Source organism: Kitasatospora sp. NPDC127121 (genome assembly GCF_042677305.1).
GTDB lineage: Bacteria > Actinomycetota > Actinomycetes > Streptomycetales > Streptomycetaceae > Kitasatospora.
The window spans coordinates 22,355-39,449 of record NZ_JBHXTQ010000070.1 but is presented as its reverse complement, the minus strand read 5'-3'; the positions used below and the strand labels follow the sequence as shown (position 1 = coordinate 39,449).

Below are 17,095 nucleotides of genomic sequence, written 5' to 3'. Positions count from 1 at the left end.
TGTTGGGGGTTGGGGCTTGGGTTTCTGGGTTGTTCTCGTTTCGGTGGGGTGGGGGGGGGGCTCTTTAGGGGTGGGGGGTGTGTCGGGGGGGGGGGGCCTGTTTTGGGGGGTTGGGCGGCCGCCCCCGGACCGTTCGGGTCAGCCCCGGTCGATGGTGGCCAGGAGCGGGGCGGCGTAGCGGTCGCCGGCGGTCGCCGGGACGAGGTCGGCGATCCGCTTGAGGTCCTCGGCGCTCAGCTCCAGGTCGGCCGCGGCGGCGTTCTCCTCGATCCGGGACGGACGGCGGGCGCCGAACAGCGGCACCACGTCCTCGCCCTGGGCCAGCACCCAGGCCAGCGCGAGCTGGCCGGCGGTGGCGCCCTTCTCCTCGGCGACCACGGCGACGGCGTCGGCGATCGCCTTGTTCCGGGTGAAGTTCTCGCCCTGGAACCGCGGGTCGTGGCGGCGGAAGTCGGACGGGTCGAGGTCCTCGGGCGAGTTGAAGCTGCCGCCGAGGAAGCCGCTGCCCAGCGGGCGGTAGGCGGCCAGGGCGACACCGAGCTCGCGCGCGGTCGGCAGGATCTCGTCCTCGACGTGGCGCTCCCACAGCGAGTACTCGGTCTGCAGCGTGGTGATCGGGTGCACGGCGTGCGCCCGGCGCAGCGTCGAGGCGGCCGCCTCGCACAGGCCGATGTGCTTGACCTTGCCGGCCTCGACCAGCTCGGCCAGCGCGCCGACGGTCTCCTCGACCGGGACGTTCGGGTCGACCCGGGCGAGGTAGTAGAGGTCGAGGTGGTCGGTGCCCAGGCGGGAGAGCGACAGCTCCACCGCCTCCTTGACGTACGCGGGGGTGCCGTCGACGACACGGCGGCCGTCCTCCAGGGTGCGCATGCCGAACTTGCTGGCCAGCACGACCTCGTCGCGGCGCCCGGCGATCGCCCGGCCGGTGATCTGCTCGGCGGTGCCCGGGCCGTAGAAGTCGGCGGTGTCGATCAGGTTGATGCCGGAGTCGAGGGCCTTGCGGATGGTGGCCACGGACTCCTGCTCGTCGGCTGCGCCGTAGCTGCCCGCCATCGCCATCGTGCCGAGGCCGAGGGCGGAGACGAGCGGGCCGTTGGTGCCGAGCTTCCTGGTGGTCATGGTTCTCCGATCAGTGCGAACAGGCCGCGCGGGGGATGCCGCGGCCTGATGAAGGCTGGTCGGCCCCGGTGCCCGCGAGACCTCGCGGGCACCGGGCGCCTTGCGGACCAGTCTCAGGGTGCGTGTCCAATGCCGTCACGCGGGTGGGGGTTTGACGACGCGTCCTTACCGCAGGGAGGTGTCGGAGGCGGCCGCGGATGCCATGCCCGCGGCGGCCGAGGAGGAGGCGGTGACCATCGCCGAGCCGGCGATGCCGGATATCAGGCGGTCGGCCGGCGCGGTGATGGTGAGCGCCGGCGGGGTCGCCTGGAGCCCGCCGCCGGGGAACAGCGAGCCGTCCACCACGAACAGGTTCGGGTAGTTCTTCAGCTGTCCGCCGGAGTCCGTCGCGACGCCGAGCGGCACGCCGCCGAGCGAGTGCGAGGTCTGGCCGGGACTGGTGAAGCTGGTCGACGAGCCGGGGGCGACGGCGTTGAGCCGGCTCAGCACCCCGTTGATCGCCGTGGTGGACTGGGTCGTACCGGCGGTGGTGGTGGGCCGGTTGAGGTCAACCGCCGCGCGAAACGGCGGCGGCCCGTGCGAGCAGGTGCTCGTACGGGCCGCCCGCGTGCTCGGACCGGCGCGGCGTCAGATCTGCAGGGTTCGCAGGAAGCAGCCCTTCGCCGAGTCGGAGTACACGCAGCCGGTGACGTACAGCGAGTGGCCGTCCGGCCCGGTGGCGAGGGCGTGGATGTACGTCTCGGGGACGGAGAGGCGCACGCTCTGGTCGAACCGGTTCTCGCCCGGCACGAGCGTGTACAGCGGGACGGGGATGGTGTAGGAGGGGCCGCCGAGCAGGTAGACGCGGCTGCCGTCGGTGTTCATCGCCGGGTGGTGGTACTCGAAGTAGCCGGAGCCGTACTTCATGAGGTAGCGCACCTTGTCCGTGCCCGTGTCGAGCCCGATGCCCACGGAGTAGGTGCGGACCGACCCGAGCGCGAGCAGGAAGGAGCCGTCGGGGGAGAGCGCCAGCTCGTCCTTGGCGCCGGGGTCGACGACCTTGGCGGTGCCGAGCCCGGTCCTGATGTCGAGGCGCAGCAGGTCGAGGTTCGTGCCCGCGTAGAGGGAGCTCCCGTCGGGCAGGACGGCGAGATCGTTGACCGTGTGGGCGGTGACCGCCGTCTGGTCGATGAACTCCTGGTCGCCGGTGGAGAATTCCAGGATCCGGCCCGGCTCCTCCTGCCCGGCGGGGCCCGAGGGCCCGGACTGGCCGACGTAGAGGGTCTCGCCGTCCGGGTCGGTGGCCAGACTGGTCGCCGCGCCCGGGGTCCAGCCCGCCGGGAGCTGCTGCGCCGGCGCGGCGACGCGGGCCTTGACCGTGTTGGTCGCGGTGTCGATGACGTAGACGGCGGAGCCGACTCCGACGTACAGCCGGTCGCCGTCCGGGCTGAGGGCCGGCCGCCCGTAGGGTGCCGGGTCGCCGAGCGGGAGGCGGGCCCTCACCGTGCCGGTCTGCGTGTCGACGGTGGACAGGTACACGCCCTGGCGCCCGCCGACCACGTCCGTCAGCACGAGGTAGACCGTGCGGCCGTCCGCACTGACCGCCTCGGTGACCTTCTCCCAGGTGAACTCCGCGAGCCGGACGGCCCCCGGAACGCCGGAGACGGGGCCGTCGGGAACGCCGGAGGGGGCCGCCCCCGAGGCCCCCGAGACACCCGCCCCACCGAGCAGCAGGGCCACCGCCGTCGCCGCCGAGACAGTCCAGCGGGATCCGCGCCGTAACGCGCTTGCCGGGGTCCTCATCATGTCCTCCCCTTGTCGTCCGGTGCGCCGCGCCGGGCACCGGGTGGATCGAAGCCTAGGGGATTCCATTGCCATTGGATGGAACAACTATTAAGTGGTAAAGGAGAGTTGGAAGGTCCAGCAGTGACTGGTGGGGCGTGCGGAGCCGGCCTGTCGGGATCGTCGTGCCCACCGGGAACTGCTCGACCGCCGTGCTTTCCACCGCGAGCCGGCGGGAAGTCAACTGGCACCCACCATAGGGTGAATCCCTCTCCGCCGAATGAGAGAATCACCCCGGCCCGCGAATTCCGGCCCGCTAATTCTCTTCCGGAAGGCCGGAGTTACGACCCACCAAAGGAATCACAGATGACCGACCTTCCGGCGCCCGCCCCCTTCACCACCGAGGACACCCTGTTCGGCGAGATCACCGTCCGCGTCGACGGCCAGGACCGGGTGACCGTCTCCGGGGAGCGGATCCCCACCGCCGTCCTGGAGCGTGACCCGGGCAGCGAGCCGGACCCGCAGATCGCCATCGGCACCCGCGACACCGCCCACCTGACACTGACCGTCGACGGCTCGCCGGTGCCGCTGCGGCCGGGCCGGGGAAAGCTCCGCCGGAAGTCCTACCGGGTCGAGACCACGTACGACGGCGCCGTCTACGTCCTCGTCCCGGACTCCATCCCCAGCAGCCGGCTCATCCGCGACGGCAAGCGCCTCGGCGACTTCTCCTGCGACGGCGACCAGATCGTCATCGTGGAGTGGCGGGACGACGCCCCCGCCCGCCCCGCCGACGCCGCGATCGGGTACGTCCTCGCCTCCGCCTTCGGCACCGGCGGGCAGCCCACCTGGATGCTGCTGGTCGAAGGGGTCGGCGCCCTCATCCCCTGAGCCGCCGACCCGGCCGCCCGCCGGCCCGCGGACGGCACGGCGCCGGGCCCGTACGGGATCTCCTCCCGTACGGTCCCGGCGCCGTTGTGCGAGTGCGGGCTCAGCCGGCGGCGCCCAGCACCCAGGCCGTCCCGCCCGCCAACTCCTCGGCGTGCAGGGTGGAGACGAGCGCCGCCTCGGTTCTCGACCGCAGGCACAGCTTGGCCCCGGGGTGGGGCGGGGGCCGTCACGCGGCGAGGTGCTCCAACGTGAACAGGGTCGCCCGGTAGGAGTACTGGTTCACGGCCGAACCTGCGGAGCCGGCCGGGTCGGCGACGGTGCCAAAGCTCCCGCTGTGCCCGATCCGGAGCAGCACCTCGCTGGAGCCGGGTGAGGGGTGGATCAGCGAGAAGATCTGGTTGCCGTAGATCCACCCCGAGCAGTCGAACACGTTGAAGGGGGCGCCGTCGCTGTTCCCCTCGTTCGGGTCGTTCGGGTTCCGTTTCCAGTGGCCCAGGCAGTCGTCCTCGTTCAGCCGGCTGCGGAAGATGAAGGACTGGTTGTCGGAGTTGTAGTGGCACAGCTTCCACTGCTGGTTGTAGCCACCGGTGTCGGGGTTCTGGATGACCTGCCCCCAGGAGCTGGCCATGTTCTTCTCCACGAGTTGTCCGAACGGCGTCTTGATCCGGTAGTAGCCGTCGTCGCAGACGTAGCCGTGCCACTCGCTCGACGCCAGCCCCTGGGTCGCGGCCGACGCGGGGCCGGCGAGCAGGGTGAGGCCGGCCAGCGAGGCGAGGGCGGCGGCGCCGAGGGCGCGTAGCGCCGTGCCCCGGCGGGTGGTGGCGTGGCGCAGCGGGTTTGTCACGGGTTCCTCCGTCGTCAGATCGGTGGGCACGGTCAGCAGTTGCTGATGAGGAGTTGGGCGGTCCGGCGCACGGTGGCGGCCGGTTCGGCGGGGGCGCAGCCGACCGAGCCGATCTCCGGGGACTCGTAGGTGGTGAACGTCCCGGGGGTGGGCTGGGTGGTGACCCAGATGCCGGTGGTGGGGCCGGTCTGGGCGCAGATGCGGGTGACGTACTGGCCGGTGACGACCCTGGTGCCGCGGTAGAGGCCGTAGCGCCCGGGGTCCTTGAGGTTCCAGACGTCGCTCACGGTCTGGCTGGTGGTGCTGGAGGTGGTCTTCTGGACCGAGAAGCCGACCTTGACCTCGACCTTGGCGAACAGCGCGCTCGCGGTGGCGGTGATCTCGGTCTTGTTGTCGACGGTGGTGGTCACCGAGCTGACCCTGGTCAGGGTGTCGGTGTGCTGTCCGGTGGTGCCCGGGGCGACGTTGTAGATGAGGAAGTCGGTGACGATGGGGGTGATCTGCAGGTTGAAGGGTTCCGTGGTGGCGTGGTCCACAGCGGGGTTGCAGAGGGTCGGGAGGGTGTCGGCGTGGGCGGCGGGGGCGGCGCCAAGGCTTAACAGGCCCACCGCGATGGCGGTGGTGGCCGAGGCCGCGAGGGTGCGCCGGCGCGGCTTGCGGGTGGTGGTCATCTGTGCTCCTCCAGCGGGCGCGGAAACAAGGACGAGGCGTGCGTGCGCGCGCCTCGTGCAGGGGTACGTGCGGACTGCTGGTGCGCATGCGTCCTTGTGGATGCTTCGGGCCTTGCGGCAGGACCCTTGTCCGGAGGCTCCTCGGAGATCGTGTGGTGTGGGTTCGCACTGGCCGGGGCCGGTAGGCGCCCGGACCGTGATACCTCCGTGGTCCGGTGATGAAGAGTCTTGTCGTGGCGCACCGGTCGCCAGTAGTGGCTGATGACATGAGTCGGGCGGGCCGTGTCATGGTTCGCCTATGACAACTGTCATCTTTTGGTTGGTTCGGTCGCAGACAGCGAGCCGAGGCTGACTCTAGGGTGGCCGGACATGATCACCTCACCTATGGGGTCCGGTACGGTCGATCCGGGGCGGCTGGGCCGTCTCACCCACTGGACGTTGCTCGCTCTGGGGCCCCTATGGCTGTTGCTGGCCGCGAACGACCTCGTCTTCAACCTCGGCCCCGGACACCAGGCACTGGTCGCTCCGGTGCTCGTCGCCGTCGCGGTCCAGCACACTCGGCTCATCCGCCGGGCGGTGCCGGGTGGCCTCGCCGGCCAGGTCCCCCGCCATGGCTCCGCCACCGCCGAGGGGCGGTGGAGCCTCCTGCTGCTGGCCGCAGCGATCGCGACGTGGGGCGACATGGCGGTCCGTCCGTACACCGCACTCGACTGGGCCATGCTGCCGGGGGCCATGGCAGCGGCGATGGCCCTGACCCTGCCCGCTCGGGCGCGCCGCCGGCTGCTCACGACAGTCGCGCTGGGCTGTGCGGTGCTGGGTGAGGCAGTGGCGCAGTGGCGCCAGGACAACCCCTACCTGCCCGGGGTGCCGGCGGCGACCGGTGCGGGGATGGTGCTGTTCATCGCCGGGGTGGAGTTGATGGTGGCCCGGCTGTGGCGGGCGGTCCTGGAGGCCGAACACGTCCGCGAGACCACGGCCACCCTGGCCGTGGCGGAGGAGAGGCTGCGGTTCGCCGCAGATCTGCACGATCTCCAGGGCCACCGGCTCCAGGCCATCACACTCAAGGGCGAGTTGGCCGAGCGATTGATCGGCCGCAGTGACCACGAGGCGCGCGCGCACGTCCGGGAGATCACCGAACTGGCTCGCTCCGCACTCGAGGAGTCCCGGGCCGTGGTCCACGGCTACCGGCGCGCCAGCCTGAGTAGCGAACTGGCCAACGCCGCGGGAATCCTGGAAGCCGCCGGAATCCGCACCGCGATCGACGGAGACGCCGCACGCATCCCTCACCAGCTCCAGCCGGCCTTCGCCGCCTTGGTCCGCGAAGGCATCACCAACATCCTCCGCCACAGCCGTGCCCGCCACTGCCAGATCACCATCACCGCTGCCGCGGGTCAGGCCCGCGTCCTGCTGCGCAACGACGGTGCCCCGTCGCACCCTGCGGACCCCGGCAGCGGCCTGGCCGGACTGCAGGAACGCTTCCACGCCATCGGCGGTTACATTCGCATCGCCACCCACCCCGGCGGCCACTTCGAACTGGTCGGCCACACCCACCGGGAGACCCCGCGTGATTCGCATCCTGCTCGCCGATGACGAAGACCTCACCCGCGGCGCCCTCGCCGCACTCCTCGACCTCGAACCGGACCTGACCGTCACCGCCCAGGCTCCTGACGGCCTCACGGCAGTCCAGGCCGCCGCCCGTCACCCGATCGACATCGCCCTGTTGGACCTGGAGATGCCCCACCTCGACGGCATCTCCGCCGCCCAGGAGATCCGCCGCCACCGCCCCATCCCCACTGTCCTCGTCACGCGTCACGCCCGGCCCGGCGTCCTGCGTCGCGCTCTGGCCGCAGGCATCCAGGGCTTTGTCCCCAAAACCACTCCCGCCACCCAACTGGCCGACATCCTGCGCGACATCCACACCGGCGGCCGCTACATCGACCACCAGCTCGCCACCCACGCCCTCACCGAAACCCCCTGTCCTCTAACCCCCCGCGAACTCGATGTCCTGCGTGCCGTCCACCACGGCCACGCCGTCAGCGCCCTCGCCGAACAGCACCATCTCGCTCCCGGCACCGTCCGCAACTACCTCTCCGGTGCCATCACCAAACTCGCTGTCCGCACCCGCCACGAAGCGGCTCGCCGTGCCTGGGAAGAAGGGTGGATCTGATCCTGAAGGAGGTGTACTCGCGTCCCGCCCCACTGGCGACGGGTTGGTGGCGTACGGGAGCTGGTGAATAGGGTGGGTACGGCCGATGACCGAGCGCACCACTGGAGACCTCATGAGTTCGACCGCTGTTCCCGACACCCTGCTCCCGGTCGGGGTCATCGGCCTCGGTGACATCGCCCAGAAGGCGTACCTGCCCGTCCTCGGAGCGATGCCGGGCCTCGACCTGCGGTTGATGACCCGGGACCGGGCCAAGCTCGATCGCCTCGGCGACGTCCACCGGATCGCGCCCGAGCACCGCTTCACCGATCTCGGGGAGTTGATCGGGAGCGGGATCCGGGCGGCGTTCGTGCACGCCGCGACCAGCCAGCACGTCCCGATCGTGGAGCAGTTGCTGACGGCCGGTGTCGACGTCTACGTCGACAAGCCGCTCGACTACACCGTGGACGGCGCCCGCCGGCTCGTCGACCTCGCCGACCGGACGGGCCGCTCGCTGATGGTCGGCTTCAACCGCCGGTACGCGCCCGGCTACGCCCAGGCCAAGGAGCGCCCCCGCGACCTGATCGTCCTGCAGAAGAACCGCGAGGGTCTCGCCGAGGCGGCCCGCTCCCTGGTGTTCGACGACTTCATCCACGTCGTCGACACCCTGCGCTTCCTGGCCCCCGGCGAGATCGAGCACGTCGACGTCCGCTCGCGGGTGCGCGACGGGCTGGTCGAGCACGTCGTCCTGACCCTCGGCGGGGACGGCTTCACGGCACTCGGCATCATGAACCGGCTCTCCGGCTCGACGGAGGAGATCCTGGAGGTCTCCGGCGCCGACTCCAAGCGGGCGGTGCACAACCTCGCCGAGGTGATCGACCACCGCGGCCAGCCCACCGTCCGCCGGCGCGGCGACTGGGTGTCCGTCGCCCGTCAGCGCGGCATCGAGCAGTGCGTCCAGTCCTTCCTGGACGCCGTCCGGGTCGGCAAGACCGTGGACGCGCACGACGCCCTGCGCACCCACGAGCTGTGCGAGCTGATCGTGGAGCGGATCGAGGCGGGCTGAGGGGGCGTCGAGGCGGGCCGAAGGAGCGGGCTGAAGGGACGGGGGTGGGAGCGGAGGCAGGAGTAGGGGCCGGGGCGGACGTCGGAGCGGAGCCAGAAGTTCACTGACGGGGTCTTGTCGCGTCATTTTCTACGCGCGTATCTTGGGGTCGCTGCGGGGGGCGGGTGACCGGCTTCCGCTTCATCTACGCGGGTAGCGCGTGCCATGGGCACGCCGCCTGACCATGCGTCACGGCCCGGCGGCCGCAGACCCGCCGGGTGGACGACGCCCTGTGCCCCGCTCCACCCTCGACCGCCGTGCCACGACCGTGCCGCACGACGGAGCTAGGAGTCATGCCCCGGTGACCACCGCCCCCGCTCCCCGCCCCCGCCGGGCCCTGCTGCGCGCCGCGATCCTCCCGGCCGGACTGGCCGCCTCGCTGGTGCTCGTCCCGCTGCCGGCCGCGAACGCCGCGCCCGCCGCCACGAACGCCGCCGCGAATGCCGTGCCCACCGCCGCGAACGCCGCCGCCCCGGCCGGGCCGACCGAGGCCGGACCGCTGCGCATCCACGACATCCAGGGCACCACCCGGATCTCCCCGCAGGCCGGGAAGCCCGTCACCGGCGTGCCCGGCGTCGTCACCGGCGTGCGCGCCTACGGCAGCGCCAAGGGATTCTGGATGCAGGACCCGAACCCCGACGCCGACCCGGCCACCAGCGAGGGCGTCTTCGTCTACACCGGCGGCAACCCGACCGTGAAGGCCGGCGACTCGGTCCTGGTCAGCGGCAAGGTCACCGAGTACTACCCGGCCTTCGCGGGCGGCTCGCAGTCCGTCACCGAGCTCACCGGCCCCGCCGTCACCGTGCTGTCCTCCGGCAACCCGCTGCCGGCCCCGGTGGTCGTGGACACCCGCAACATCCCCGGCACCTACGCCCCGCCGGCGCCCGCGGGCGGCAGCATCGACGCGCTGCCGCTCAACCCGGAGAAGTACGCCCTGGACTTCTACGAGTCGCTGGAGGGCATGCTCGTCCAGGTCAAGGATGTCCGGGTGATACAGGCGACGGACAAGTACAACGAGCTGTGGGTCGCCGCCGACCGGCAGGACCAGCGCAGCAAGCGCGGCGGCGTGCTGTACGAGTCGTACGCGGAGCCCAACGTGGGCCGCCTGATGGTGCAGCAGCAGGCGGCGGTCACCCCGCAGCAGCCGTTCCCGGTGGCCAACGTGGGCGACGTGCTGACCGGCACCACCACCGGCCCGCTGGACTACAACCAGTTCGGCGGCTACACCCTCGTCGCCGGCACCCTGGGCACGCTCCAGGACAACCACCTCCAGCGCGAGGTCACCGCCAAGGCGGCCGACCGCGAACTCGCCATCGCCACCTACAACGTGGAGAACCTCGCCCCCGGCAACCCGGACGCCAAGTTCGCCGAGCTGGCCCAGGGCATCGTCACCAACCTGCGCTCGCCCGACATCGTCGCCCTGGAGGAGATCCAGGACAACAACGGCGCCAAGAACGACGGCACGGTCGACGCGAGCCAGACCGTCGCCAAGTTCATCGCCGCGATCAAGGCGGCCGGCGGCCCGGCGTACGACTGGCGCTCGATCGACCCGCAGGACGGCAAGGACGGCGGCGAGCCGGGCGGCAACATCCGGCAGGTGTTCCTGTTCAACCCGCAGCGGGTCTCCTTCACCGACATCCCCGGCGGCGCCGCCACCAGCGCCGTGGACGTCGCCGGCAGCGGCGCCACCACCGCGCTGACCGCCTCGCCCGGCCGGATCGCCCCGGCCGACGACGCGTGGACCAACAGCCGCAAGCCGCTGGTCGGGCAGTTCTCCTTCCGCGGCAAGAAGGTCTTCGTCATCGCCAACCACTTCAACAGCAAGGGCGGCGACCAGGGCATCGACAGCCGCTTCCAGGCCCCCACCCGCAGCTCCGAGGTGCAGCGGGTCAAGCAGGCCACCATCGAGCAGGCCTTCGTCGCCAAGCTGCTGGCCGCCGACAAGGAGGCGCGCGTCGTCTCGCTCGGCGACTTCAACGACTACCAGTTCTCGCCCGCGCTGGCCGCGCTCACCAAGGACGGCGTGCTGCGCGACCTGGTGAACGAACTGCCGGAGACCGAGCAGTACTCCTACGTCTACCAGGGCAACTCGCAGGTGCTGGACCACATCCTGGTCAGCCCCGAGGTCGGCTACGCCAAGTACGACGTGGTGCACATCAACGCCGAGTTCGCCCAGCAGGCCAGCGACCACGACCCGCAGGTGGTCCGGATCAAGCCCTGACCGCTCCGCATCAGGTCCTGACCGGTCCGCATCGGACCCTGACCTGCAGCTATGCTGCCTTCGCCGGAGGTGACCACCGCCGGCGAAGGCAGCTGCGGCAGTGGGGGTCGGAGAACATGCGGTACCGGATCGAGCGGATGGGCGCCGAGGACTGGCAGCGCCTGCGGAAGGTGCGGCTGGCCCAACTCCTCGACTTCCCGATGGCGTTCGGCGAGACCCACGAGGCCGCGCAGGCCCTGGGCGAGGCCGACTGGCGGGCCCGGGCGGCCCGGGTGAACGAGCCGGGCAGCGTCGGCCTGGCGGCCGTCGACCCGGACGGCGAATGGGTCGGCACGATGCTGTCCGTCCCCGACCGGGACCAGGCCGCGACCGCTGTCCTGATCGGCGTCTGGGTGGCCCCGCAACACCGCGGCCGCGAACGCGGCGTGACGGACGCCCTGTTGGACGCCGCCACCGACTGGGCCCGCACCGAGGGCGGCGCCAAGCGGATGCTGCTCGGCGTGCACGAGGCGAACGCCCGCGCCGCCGCCTTCTACCTGCGCCGGGGCTTCACCTACACCGGCGGAGAGACCCCGTACGGGCTCGACCCGCAGGCCCGCATCCTGGAGATGGCCCTCCCGCTGGACTGAAACGCCCCGAGGTCGGCCGAACGCCCGTTCCCGTGCCGCAGGTTGGGCGGAAAAGCACGGGCCCCGAGCGCGCCCGCGCCCTAGGATCGACGGTCATGGTTGATCTCTATCCTCCGACGAGTCCCTACGGCCACGGTTTCCTCGACACCGGAGACGGCAACCGGGTCTACTACGAGCAGCTCGGCAACCCCGAGGGCAAGCCCGTCCTGTACGTCCACGGCGGCCCCGGGGCGGGGACGCCGGACCGGCCCACCCGGGCGTGGGACCCGGACTGCTACCGCGTGATCCGCTACGACCAGCGCAACTGCGGCCGCAGCACCCCGCACGCCAGCGACCCTGCGGCGGACATGAGCCTGAACACCACGCAGCACCTGATCGACGACATGGAGCGGCTGCGCGAACACCTCGGCATCGAGCGGTGGTTGCTGAACGGCGCCTCCTGGGGTTCGACCCTCCTGCTGGCCTACGCGCAGCAGCACCCCGAGCGGGTCAGCGAGATCATCATCCAGGCGGTGACGACGACCCGCCGGGCCGAGACCGACTGGCTCTACCGGGGCGCCGGGTCCTTCTACCCCGAGGCGTGGGACCGGTTCCGCGAGGGCGTGCCCGAGGACGAGCGGGACGGCGACCTGCTCGCCGCCTACGCGCGGCTGATGGAGAACCCCGACCGGGCGGTCCGGGAGAAGGCCGCAGCCGACTGGCTCGCCTGGGAGGACGCGGTCATCTCGAACGAGCCCAACGGCTCGCCCGGCATGTACAGCGCCCGGGAGGTCGACGAGCAGATCGCGTTCGTCCGGATCTGCGCCCACTTCTTCAGCAACGGCGCCTGGCTGGAGGAGGACCAACTGCTGCGCAACGCCCACAAACTGGCCGGGATCCCGGCGGTGCTGGTGCACGGCCGGCACGACATGGGCGGCCCGGTGCAGACGGCGTGGGAGCTGGCGAAGGCGTGGCCGGGCGCGAGGCTGCACATCTCCGAGGACTCGGGGCACATCGGCAGCGAGGAGATGAAGGAGACCGTCCGGGAGGCCATCGAGGAGTTCAAGCACCGCTGATCCCCGGGGTGCCCGGCAGGGCGACGCCCGTCGGGGGCGTTGCCCTGCCCATTGGCAGGCGGGGGGTCTGGCGGTCGCACCTTCTGCGGTGCCGTGTTGCTGGGTACGGCTAGTGTGCCGGTCATGTCCGATGATCTGCGGGGCATCCGCCCGCGTGCTGAATCCGCCGTGGCCGTTGAGCGGTTGGTCGATCCGGGGTTCCTGGTGAACGCGGACCCGGGATCGGTACTGGCGTTGCTGGACGCGGCGTCGGGTCCGGCGGCGCGATTGGCCGCGTCGGTGTACCGGGCCTCGACAGACCTGCATCGTGACGTCACTGCGGGGGTGCGCCGACAGCTGCTGGCGCTGGACGCGGCCCGTTACGGGGACCGGGAGCTGTCGGCACGGATCACCGCAGTACCGGTGGAGGACGAACCCGCCGCACCGTGGGGCGTCGAGTGGGCCACCGGCGGCCAGCTCGACCGGTCCCTGCGTCGTATTCCGACCGTCCACACTACCGATGCGTTGCTGGCGGTCGCGACGGCCGTGGTCGACGGCCGCCCCGTGGCGGTCACCGGCAGTTCTTTGGCGGTCACCGGTAGTTCCTCGGCGGTCACCGGCAGTTCCGAGCGGACCGTGCGGGTATGGGACCTGACCACCGGCCAGCAGATCGGCAAACCCCTCACCGGCCACAGCGGCGAGGTGTGCGCGGTGGCGACGGCGCTGCTCGACGGCCGCCCCGTGGCGCTCACCGGCAGTGGTGACCGGACCGTGCGGGTGTGGGACCTGACCACGCGCGAGCAGATCGGCCAACCCCTCACCGGCCACACAGCCGGGGTGTTGGCTGTGGCGACGGCGGTGCTCGACGGCCGTCCCGTCGCGGTCACCGGCAGCGGCGACGTGCGGGTGTGGGACCTGACCACGCGCGAGCAGATCGGCGAGCCGCTCACCGGCCACACCTCTGCTGTGTACTCGGTGGCGACGGCGGTGCTCGACGGCCGTCCCGTCGCGGTCACCGGCAGCCACGACGGGACCGCGCGAGTGTGGGACCTGACCACCCGCGAGCAGATCGGCGAGCCGCTCACCGGCCACGAGGAGGCGGTACGAGCGGTGGCGACGGGGGTGCTCGACGGCCGTCCCGTGGCGGTCACCGGTGGCCACGACGAGACCGTGCGGGTGTGGGACCTGGCCACCGGCCGGCAGCTCGGCCGACCTCTCACCGGTCACGACGGATGGGTGTTGTCGGTGGTCACGACCACGATCGAAGGCCGCCCCTGCATCGTCAGCGGAGGCGAGGACTGGACGCTCCAGGTGTGGGATCTGGCCACGGGCAAGCCGCTCGGCGAGCCGGTGCGCGGCCATACCGACAAGGTACGGGCGATGACGACGGCGGTGCTGGACGGCCGTCCCCACGTGATCGCCGGCAGTCAGGACGGGATGGTGCGGGTGTGGGACCTGACCTCGGGCGGCCAGGTGGGTGAGCCGCTCACCGGCCACACCGGCGAGGTGGGCACGGTGGCGACGGCGGTGGTCGAGGGCCGCCCCGTCGCGGTCACGGGCAGTTCTGACCAGACCGTGCGGGTCTGGGATCTGACCGCTGGTCGCCATATCGGCCGTCACCTCACCGACCGGGACGGCTGGGTGTGGGCGGTGGCGACGGCGGTGGTCGACGGCCGCCCCGTGGCGGTCACCGGCAGCCACGATGAAACCCTGCGGGTATGGGACCTGACCACGCGCGAGCAGATCAGCGAACCGCCCACCGGCCACGAGGAGGGGGTGAACGCGGTGGCGACGGGGGTGGTCGACGGCCGCCCTGTAGCGATCACCGGCGGCTTCGATGACGTACGGGTCTGGGACCTGCCTTCGGGTCAGCAGGTCGGTGAGCCCCTGACGGGCCACACCGGCGAGGTGAACGCGGTGGCGACGGCGGTGGTCGAGGGCCGCCCCCTGGCGATCACCGGCGGCGACGACGGCACGGTACTGGTCTGGGACCTGACCACGCGCGAGCAGATCGGCGAGCCCCTGACCGGCCACACCGACTGCGTGCTGGCGGTGGCGACGACGGTGGTCGACGGCCGCCCCGTGGCGGTCACCGGCGGCGACGACTGTACGGTGCGGGTCTGGGACCTGACCACCGTCCAGCGGATCGGCCAACCCTTCACCGGCCACACCGGTGAGGTGAACGCGGTGGCGACGGCGGTGGTCGAGGGCCGCCCCGTGGCGGTCACCGGCGGCGACGACTGTACGGTGCGGGTCTGGGACCTGACCACCGGCGACCAGGTCGGGCCGGAGCTGGTGTTCCCACTGCGGGTCTGGGCGGTGGCCGTGGTACCGGATGGCCGGTTGGTGGTGGGCTTCGGCTGGGAGGTCGCGGTGTTGGCCCGCCGTTGACCAGGCCCCGCACAAGCGGCCCGCAGCACGAGCCACTTGGGAGGTGGTCCCCCGAGGGGCGTGGGGGCAGTGGCGGGAGATGCCGCGCGAGTTCGGTGCCTGGTCGACCGTGCACAACCACTTCAGGCAGCCAGACGAGCGAAGTCCGTCTCGTCGCCGACCGCAGGTGTCGACCGCTGGCGTTCGTCCCCGTGCTGACGGGCCTACAGCCAGCGGTCGTACCAGGCGCGGATGCGCCGGAGGGCGTCGAGTTGATGGGCGCGCTCGTGAAGCCCGTGGCCCTCTCGGGGGTAGACGACGAACTCGTGCTCGACGCCGAAGTGGCGCAGTGCGCGATGGAAGTGGATCGCCTGGCCGAGGGGCACGTTGGTGTCCTGCTCGCCGTGCAGGATCAGGACCGGGGTGCGGATCCGGGACACGTGGGAGATCGGGCTGTTCCGGTCGTGGAGGTGCGGTCCCGGCCCGTTCCAGCCGGTGCTGCCGCCGAGCGCCGCGTCCATGACTCCCCACTCGCCGGTCCCGGCCTGCATGCCCCAGTCGGTGATGCCGGCGCCCATCATGGCGGCCTTGAAGCGCTCGGTCTGGCCGATGGCCCAGGCCGCCATGAAACCGCCGTGGCTCCAGCCGGAGATGCCCAGGCGTTCGGGATCGGCGACTCCCTCGGCGACCAGGAGGTCGATCCCGGTGAGGATGTCGGTCCACTCGTCGCCGCCCACCGCGCCCGCCACCACGGCGGCGAATTCATGGCCGTGGCCCGACCCGCCCCGGGGATTGGGCAGGAAGACCGCGTATCCGGCGGTCGCCAGCCACTGCCCGCAGTCGACCGCGGTGAGCGTGAACTCGTCGGCATGGCGGAAGTAGGGGCCGCCGTGGACCATGGTGACGAGCGGGAACGGGCCCTGGCCCCGAGTCCGGCCGGGCGGCAGGATCAGCAGGCCGTCCAACTGGAGTCCGTCGGACGCCTGGTAGCTGAGCCGTTCCTGGACACCCCAACGGATCCCGCGCAGTTCGGGACTGGTGTCGCTGAGCCGGAGCAGTGGCCCGCCCGTGGGTCCCGCGTGGACGTTCCTGGGCTCGCGCGCGGTGCTCAGCAGCACGGCGAGGGTCTCTCCGGATCGACTCGCAGTGAGCCCGGCGAGCGTGCAGGGCGTGCCGAACGTCCCGGGCGCGCAGGACAGTCGGTGGAACCGCGGCGACTGCGGATCGAGCCGGTACAGCGCGGTATCCAGCCCGTCGGCGAACAGCGCCAGCGGCGGCCCGTCGGCGACCTGCACTAGCTCGGTGGGGCAGGCGGGCATGCCGACCGTGAGATTGCGCTGTTCGACGGCCGGGCCGGTCGCCGGCGGGACGGTGTCGATCACGGCGAGCGCGCCGACCAAGTGCCCGGGGGTCACCGCCAGGTGGGCCAGATGCCATTCACCGTCGTGATTCCACCAGACCGGGGACCGGGCCTCGAATCCGACCGGGCCCAGGTCCTGGACGGCTCCCGTCTCCGGGGCGACCAGGTGCAGTCCTGCCGTCGTGGCGCCGGGGTCGAGTTCGGGGGTGGCCCAGCTCAGCACGGCCAGCGGGCCGCCGTCCGGACGCTGGGTCACTTCCACGACATGGCGGTCTCCGAGGCCGTCCACGGTGCGGACCGCGCCGGTCGCCAGGTCGAGCAGGCGCAGCCGGGTGGCGGGGAGGTGCCGGCCCCAGACCTTCGCGTCGTCACCCTCGGCCTCCCGGCGTTCATCCTCCGCGGTGGGCTCGTCCTCGGCGAGCAGCGCGACGGTGCGGCCGTCGGCGAGCGGGTAGTGGTCGCCGATGCCCCCGCGCCACCTGGTCAGGGGCTCCGCCTCGGCGCTGTCCTCGCTGCCGTCCAGAAGGATCCGCTGGAGTTGAGCGGTGCCCCGCTCCTCGCGGTCGGAGGTGAAGAACAGGAAAGCCGAGTCCGGCGCCCACTTCGGGGCGGCGGCGCGGGCCGTGCCGTCGGTCAGCCTGCGCGGGGCCGCGCTGCCATCGGCGGCGGCGACCCAGACCGAGCTGTGCGGCCGTCCGTCCCTGCCACTGTTCGCGACCACGCCGTAGGCGACCAGGCGGCCGTCGGACGAGATGGCCGGGGCCACGGGGGAGGCCATGTCCACCACCAGTTCCGCGGTGAGCAGGTCGGTCGATTCGGGAGTCGGTCGCGGTGCAGGCTGCGGCATGCGGACTGCCTTTCACTCGCCAGTACGACGGACGGACATCCTGTCGCACCGACGGGCCGGTGTCAGTCGGGTTTTGGAGAATCAGGTCAGACGAGGCAAGGCA

At 71.8% G+C, this 17,095-nt stretch carries 14 protein-coding genes; 8 read left to right on the top strand and 6 right to left on the bottom strand.

The annotated features are described in order from the left end of the window. Window positions 1-138: 138 nt before the first annotated feature. The 3 genes from ACFVHI_RS28325 to ACFVHI_RS28315 form a co-directional block, all read right to left on the bottom strand. Window positions 139-1,119 (bottom strand): aldo/keto reductase, encoded by a 981-nt coding sequence (locus ACFVHI_RS28325; protein WP_380344046.1) that lies wholly within the window; start codon window positions 1,117-1,119, stop codon window positions 139-141. Window positions 1,120-1,284: 165 nt separating this feature from the next. After that, window positions 1,285-1,608, bottom strand: a complete 324-nt coding sequence (locus tag ACFVHI_RS28320; protein WP_380344044.1) for a GMC oxidoreductase — start codon at window positions 1,606-1,608, stop codon at window positions 1,285-1,287. A gap of 138 nt (window positions 1,609-1,746) precedes the next feature. Continuing rightward, window positions 1,747-2,901, bottom strand: coding sequence for a hypothetical protein (locus ACFVHI_RS28315; RefSeq protein WP_380344042.1), 1,155 nt, complete (start codon window positions 2,899-2,901; stop codon window positions 1,747-1,749). 345 nt (window positions 2,902-3,246) lie between these two features. Between ACFVHI_RS28315 and ACFVHI_RS28310 the strand changes: the two genes are divergently transcribed. After that, the gene (locus ACFVHI_RS28310) at window positions 3,247-3,768 is read left to right on the top strand and encodes a hypothetical protein (protein ID WP_380344040.1); all 522 of its coding nucleotides are present in this window, start codon (window positions 3,247-3,249) and stop codon (window positions 3,766-3,768) included. A gap of 226 nt (window positions 3,769-3,994) precedes the next feature. On the opposite strand, the gene ACFVHI_RS28305 is transcribed toward ACFVHI_RS28310, so the two are convergent. Both ACFVHI_RS28305 and ACFVHI_RS28300 read right to left on the bottom strand, forming a co-directional pair. Beyond that, window positions 3,995-4,612: an RICIN domain-containing protein gene (locus tag ACFVHI_RS28305; RefSeq protein ID WP_159398325.1), complete on the bottom strand. Its 618-nt coding sequence runs from the start codon at window positions 4,610-4,612 to the stop codon at window positions 3,995-3,997. A gap of 32 nt (window positions 4,613-4,644) precedes the next feature. After that, entirely contained in the window at window positions 4,645-5,283 is a 639-nt protein-coding gene (locus ACFVHI_RS28300; RefSeq protein ID WP_063346225.1) for a hypothetical protein, read from the bottom strand. A 369-nt stretch (window positions 5,284-5,652) separates the two neighbouring features. Here ACFVHI_RS28300 and ACFVHI_RS28295 point away from each other — a divergent pair, with 369 nt between their 5' ends. The 7 genes from ACFVHI_RS28295 (at window position 5,653) to ACFVHI_RS28265 (ending at window position 14,806) form a co-directional block, all read left to right on the top strand. Beyond that, on the top strand, window positions 5,653-6,873 hold the full coding sequence (locus ACFVHI_RS28295) for a sensor histidine kinase (RefSeq protein ID WP_063346224.1): 1,221 nt from the start codon (window positions 5,653-5,655) through the stop codon (window positions 6,871-6,873). Beyond that, window positions 6,848-7,450 (top strand): response regulator, encoded by a 603-nt coding sequence (locus ACFVHI_RS28290; protein ID WP_380344036.1) that lies wholly within the window; start codon window positions 6,848-6,850, stop codon window positions 7,448-7,450. Before ACFVHI_RS28295 ends, ACFVHI_RS28290 begins: the two co-directional genes overlap by 26 nt. Window positions 7,451-7,562: 112 nt before the next feature. Next, window positions 7,563-8,492 (top strand): Gfo/Idh/MocA family protein, encoded by a 930-nt coding sequence (locus ACFVHI_RS28285; RefSeq protein ID WP_380344033.1) that lies wholly within the window; start codon window positions 7,563-7,565, stop codon window positions 8,490-8,492. A 421-nt stretch (window positions 8,493-8,913) separates the two neighbouring features. Next, on the top strand, window positions 8,914-10,752 hold the full coding sequence (locus ACFVHI_RS28280; protein WP_380344060.1) for an endonuclease/exonuclease/phosphatase family protein: 1,839 nt from the start codon (window positions 8,914-8,916) through the stop codon (window positions 10,750-10,752). 116 nt (window positions 10,753-10,868) lie between these two features. After that, window positions 10,869-11,381: a GNAT family N-acetyltransferase gene (locus tag ACFVHI_RS28275; protein ID WP_380344031.1), complete on the top strand. Its 513-nt coding sequence runs from the start codon at window positions 10,869-10,871 to the stop codon at window positions 11,379-11,381. 95 nt (window positions 11,382-11,476) lie between these two features. After that, window positions 11,477-12,436, top strand: a complete 960-nt coding sequence (gene pip / locus ACFVHI_RS28270) for a prolyl aminopeptidase (protein WP_380344028.1) — start codon at window positions 11,477-11,479, stop codon at window positions 12,434-12,436. Between the two features lie 123 nt (window positions 12,437-12,559). Beyond that, window positions 12,560-14,806, top strand: a complete 2,247-nt coding sequence (locus ACFVHI_RS28265) for a WD40 repeat domain-containing protein (protein WP_380344025.1) — start codon at window positions 12,560-12,562, stop codon at window positions 14,804-14,806. Between the two features lie 203 nt (window positions 14,807-15,009). On the opposite strand, the gene ACFVHI_RS28260 is transcribed toward ACFVHI_RS28265, so the two are convergent. Then, window positions 15,010-16,992: a S9 family peptidase gene (locus ACFVHI_RS28260; protein WP_380344023.1), complete on the bottom strand. Its 1,983-nt coding sequence runs from the start codon at window positions 16,990-16,992 to the stop codon at window positions 15,010-15,012. Window positions 16,993-17,095: the final 103 nt, after the last annotated feature.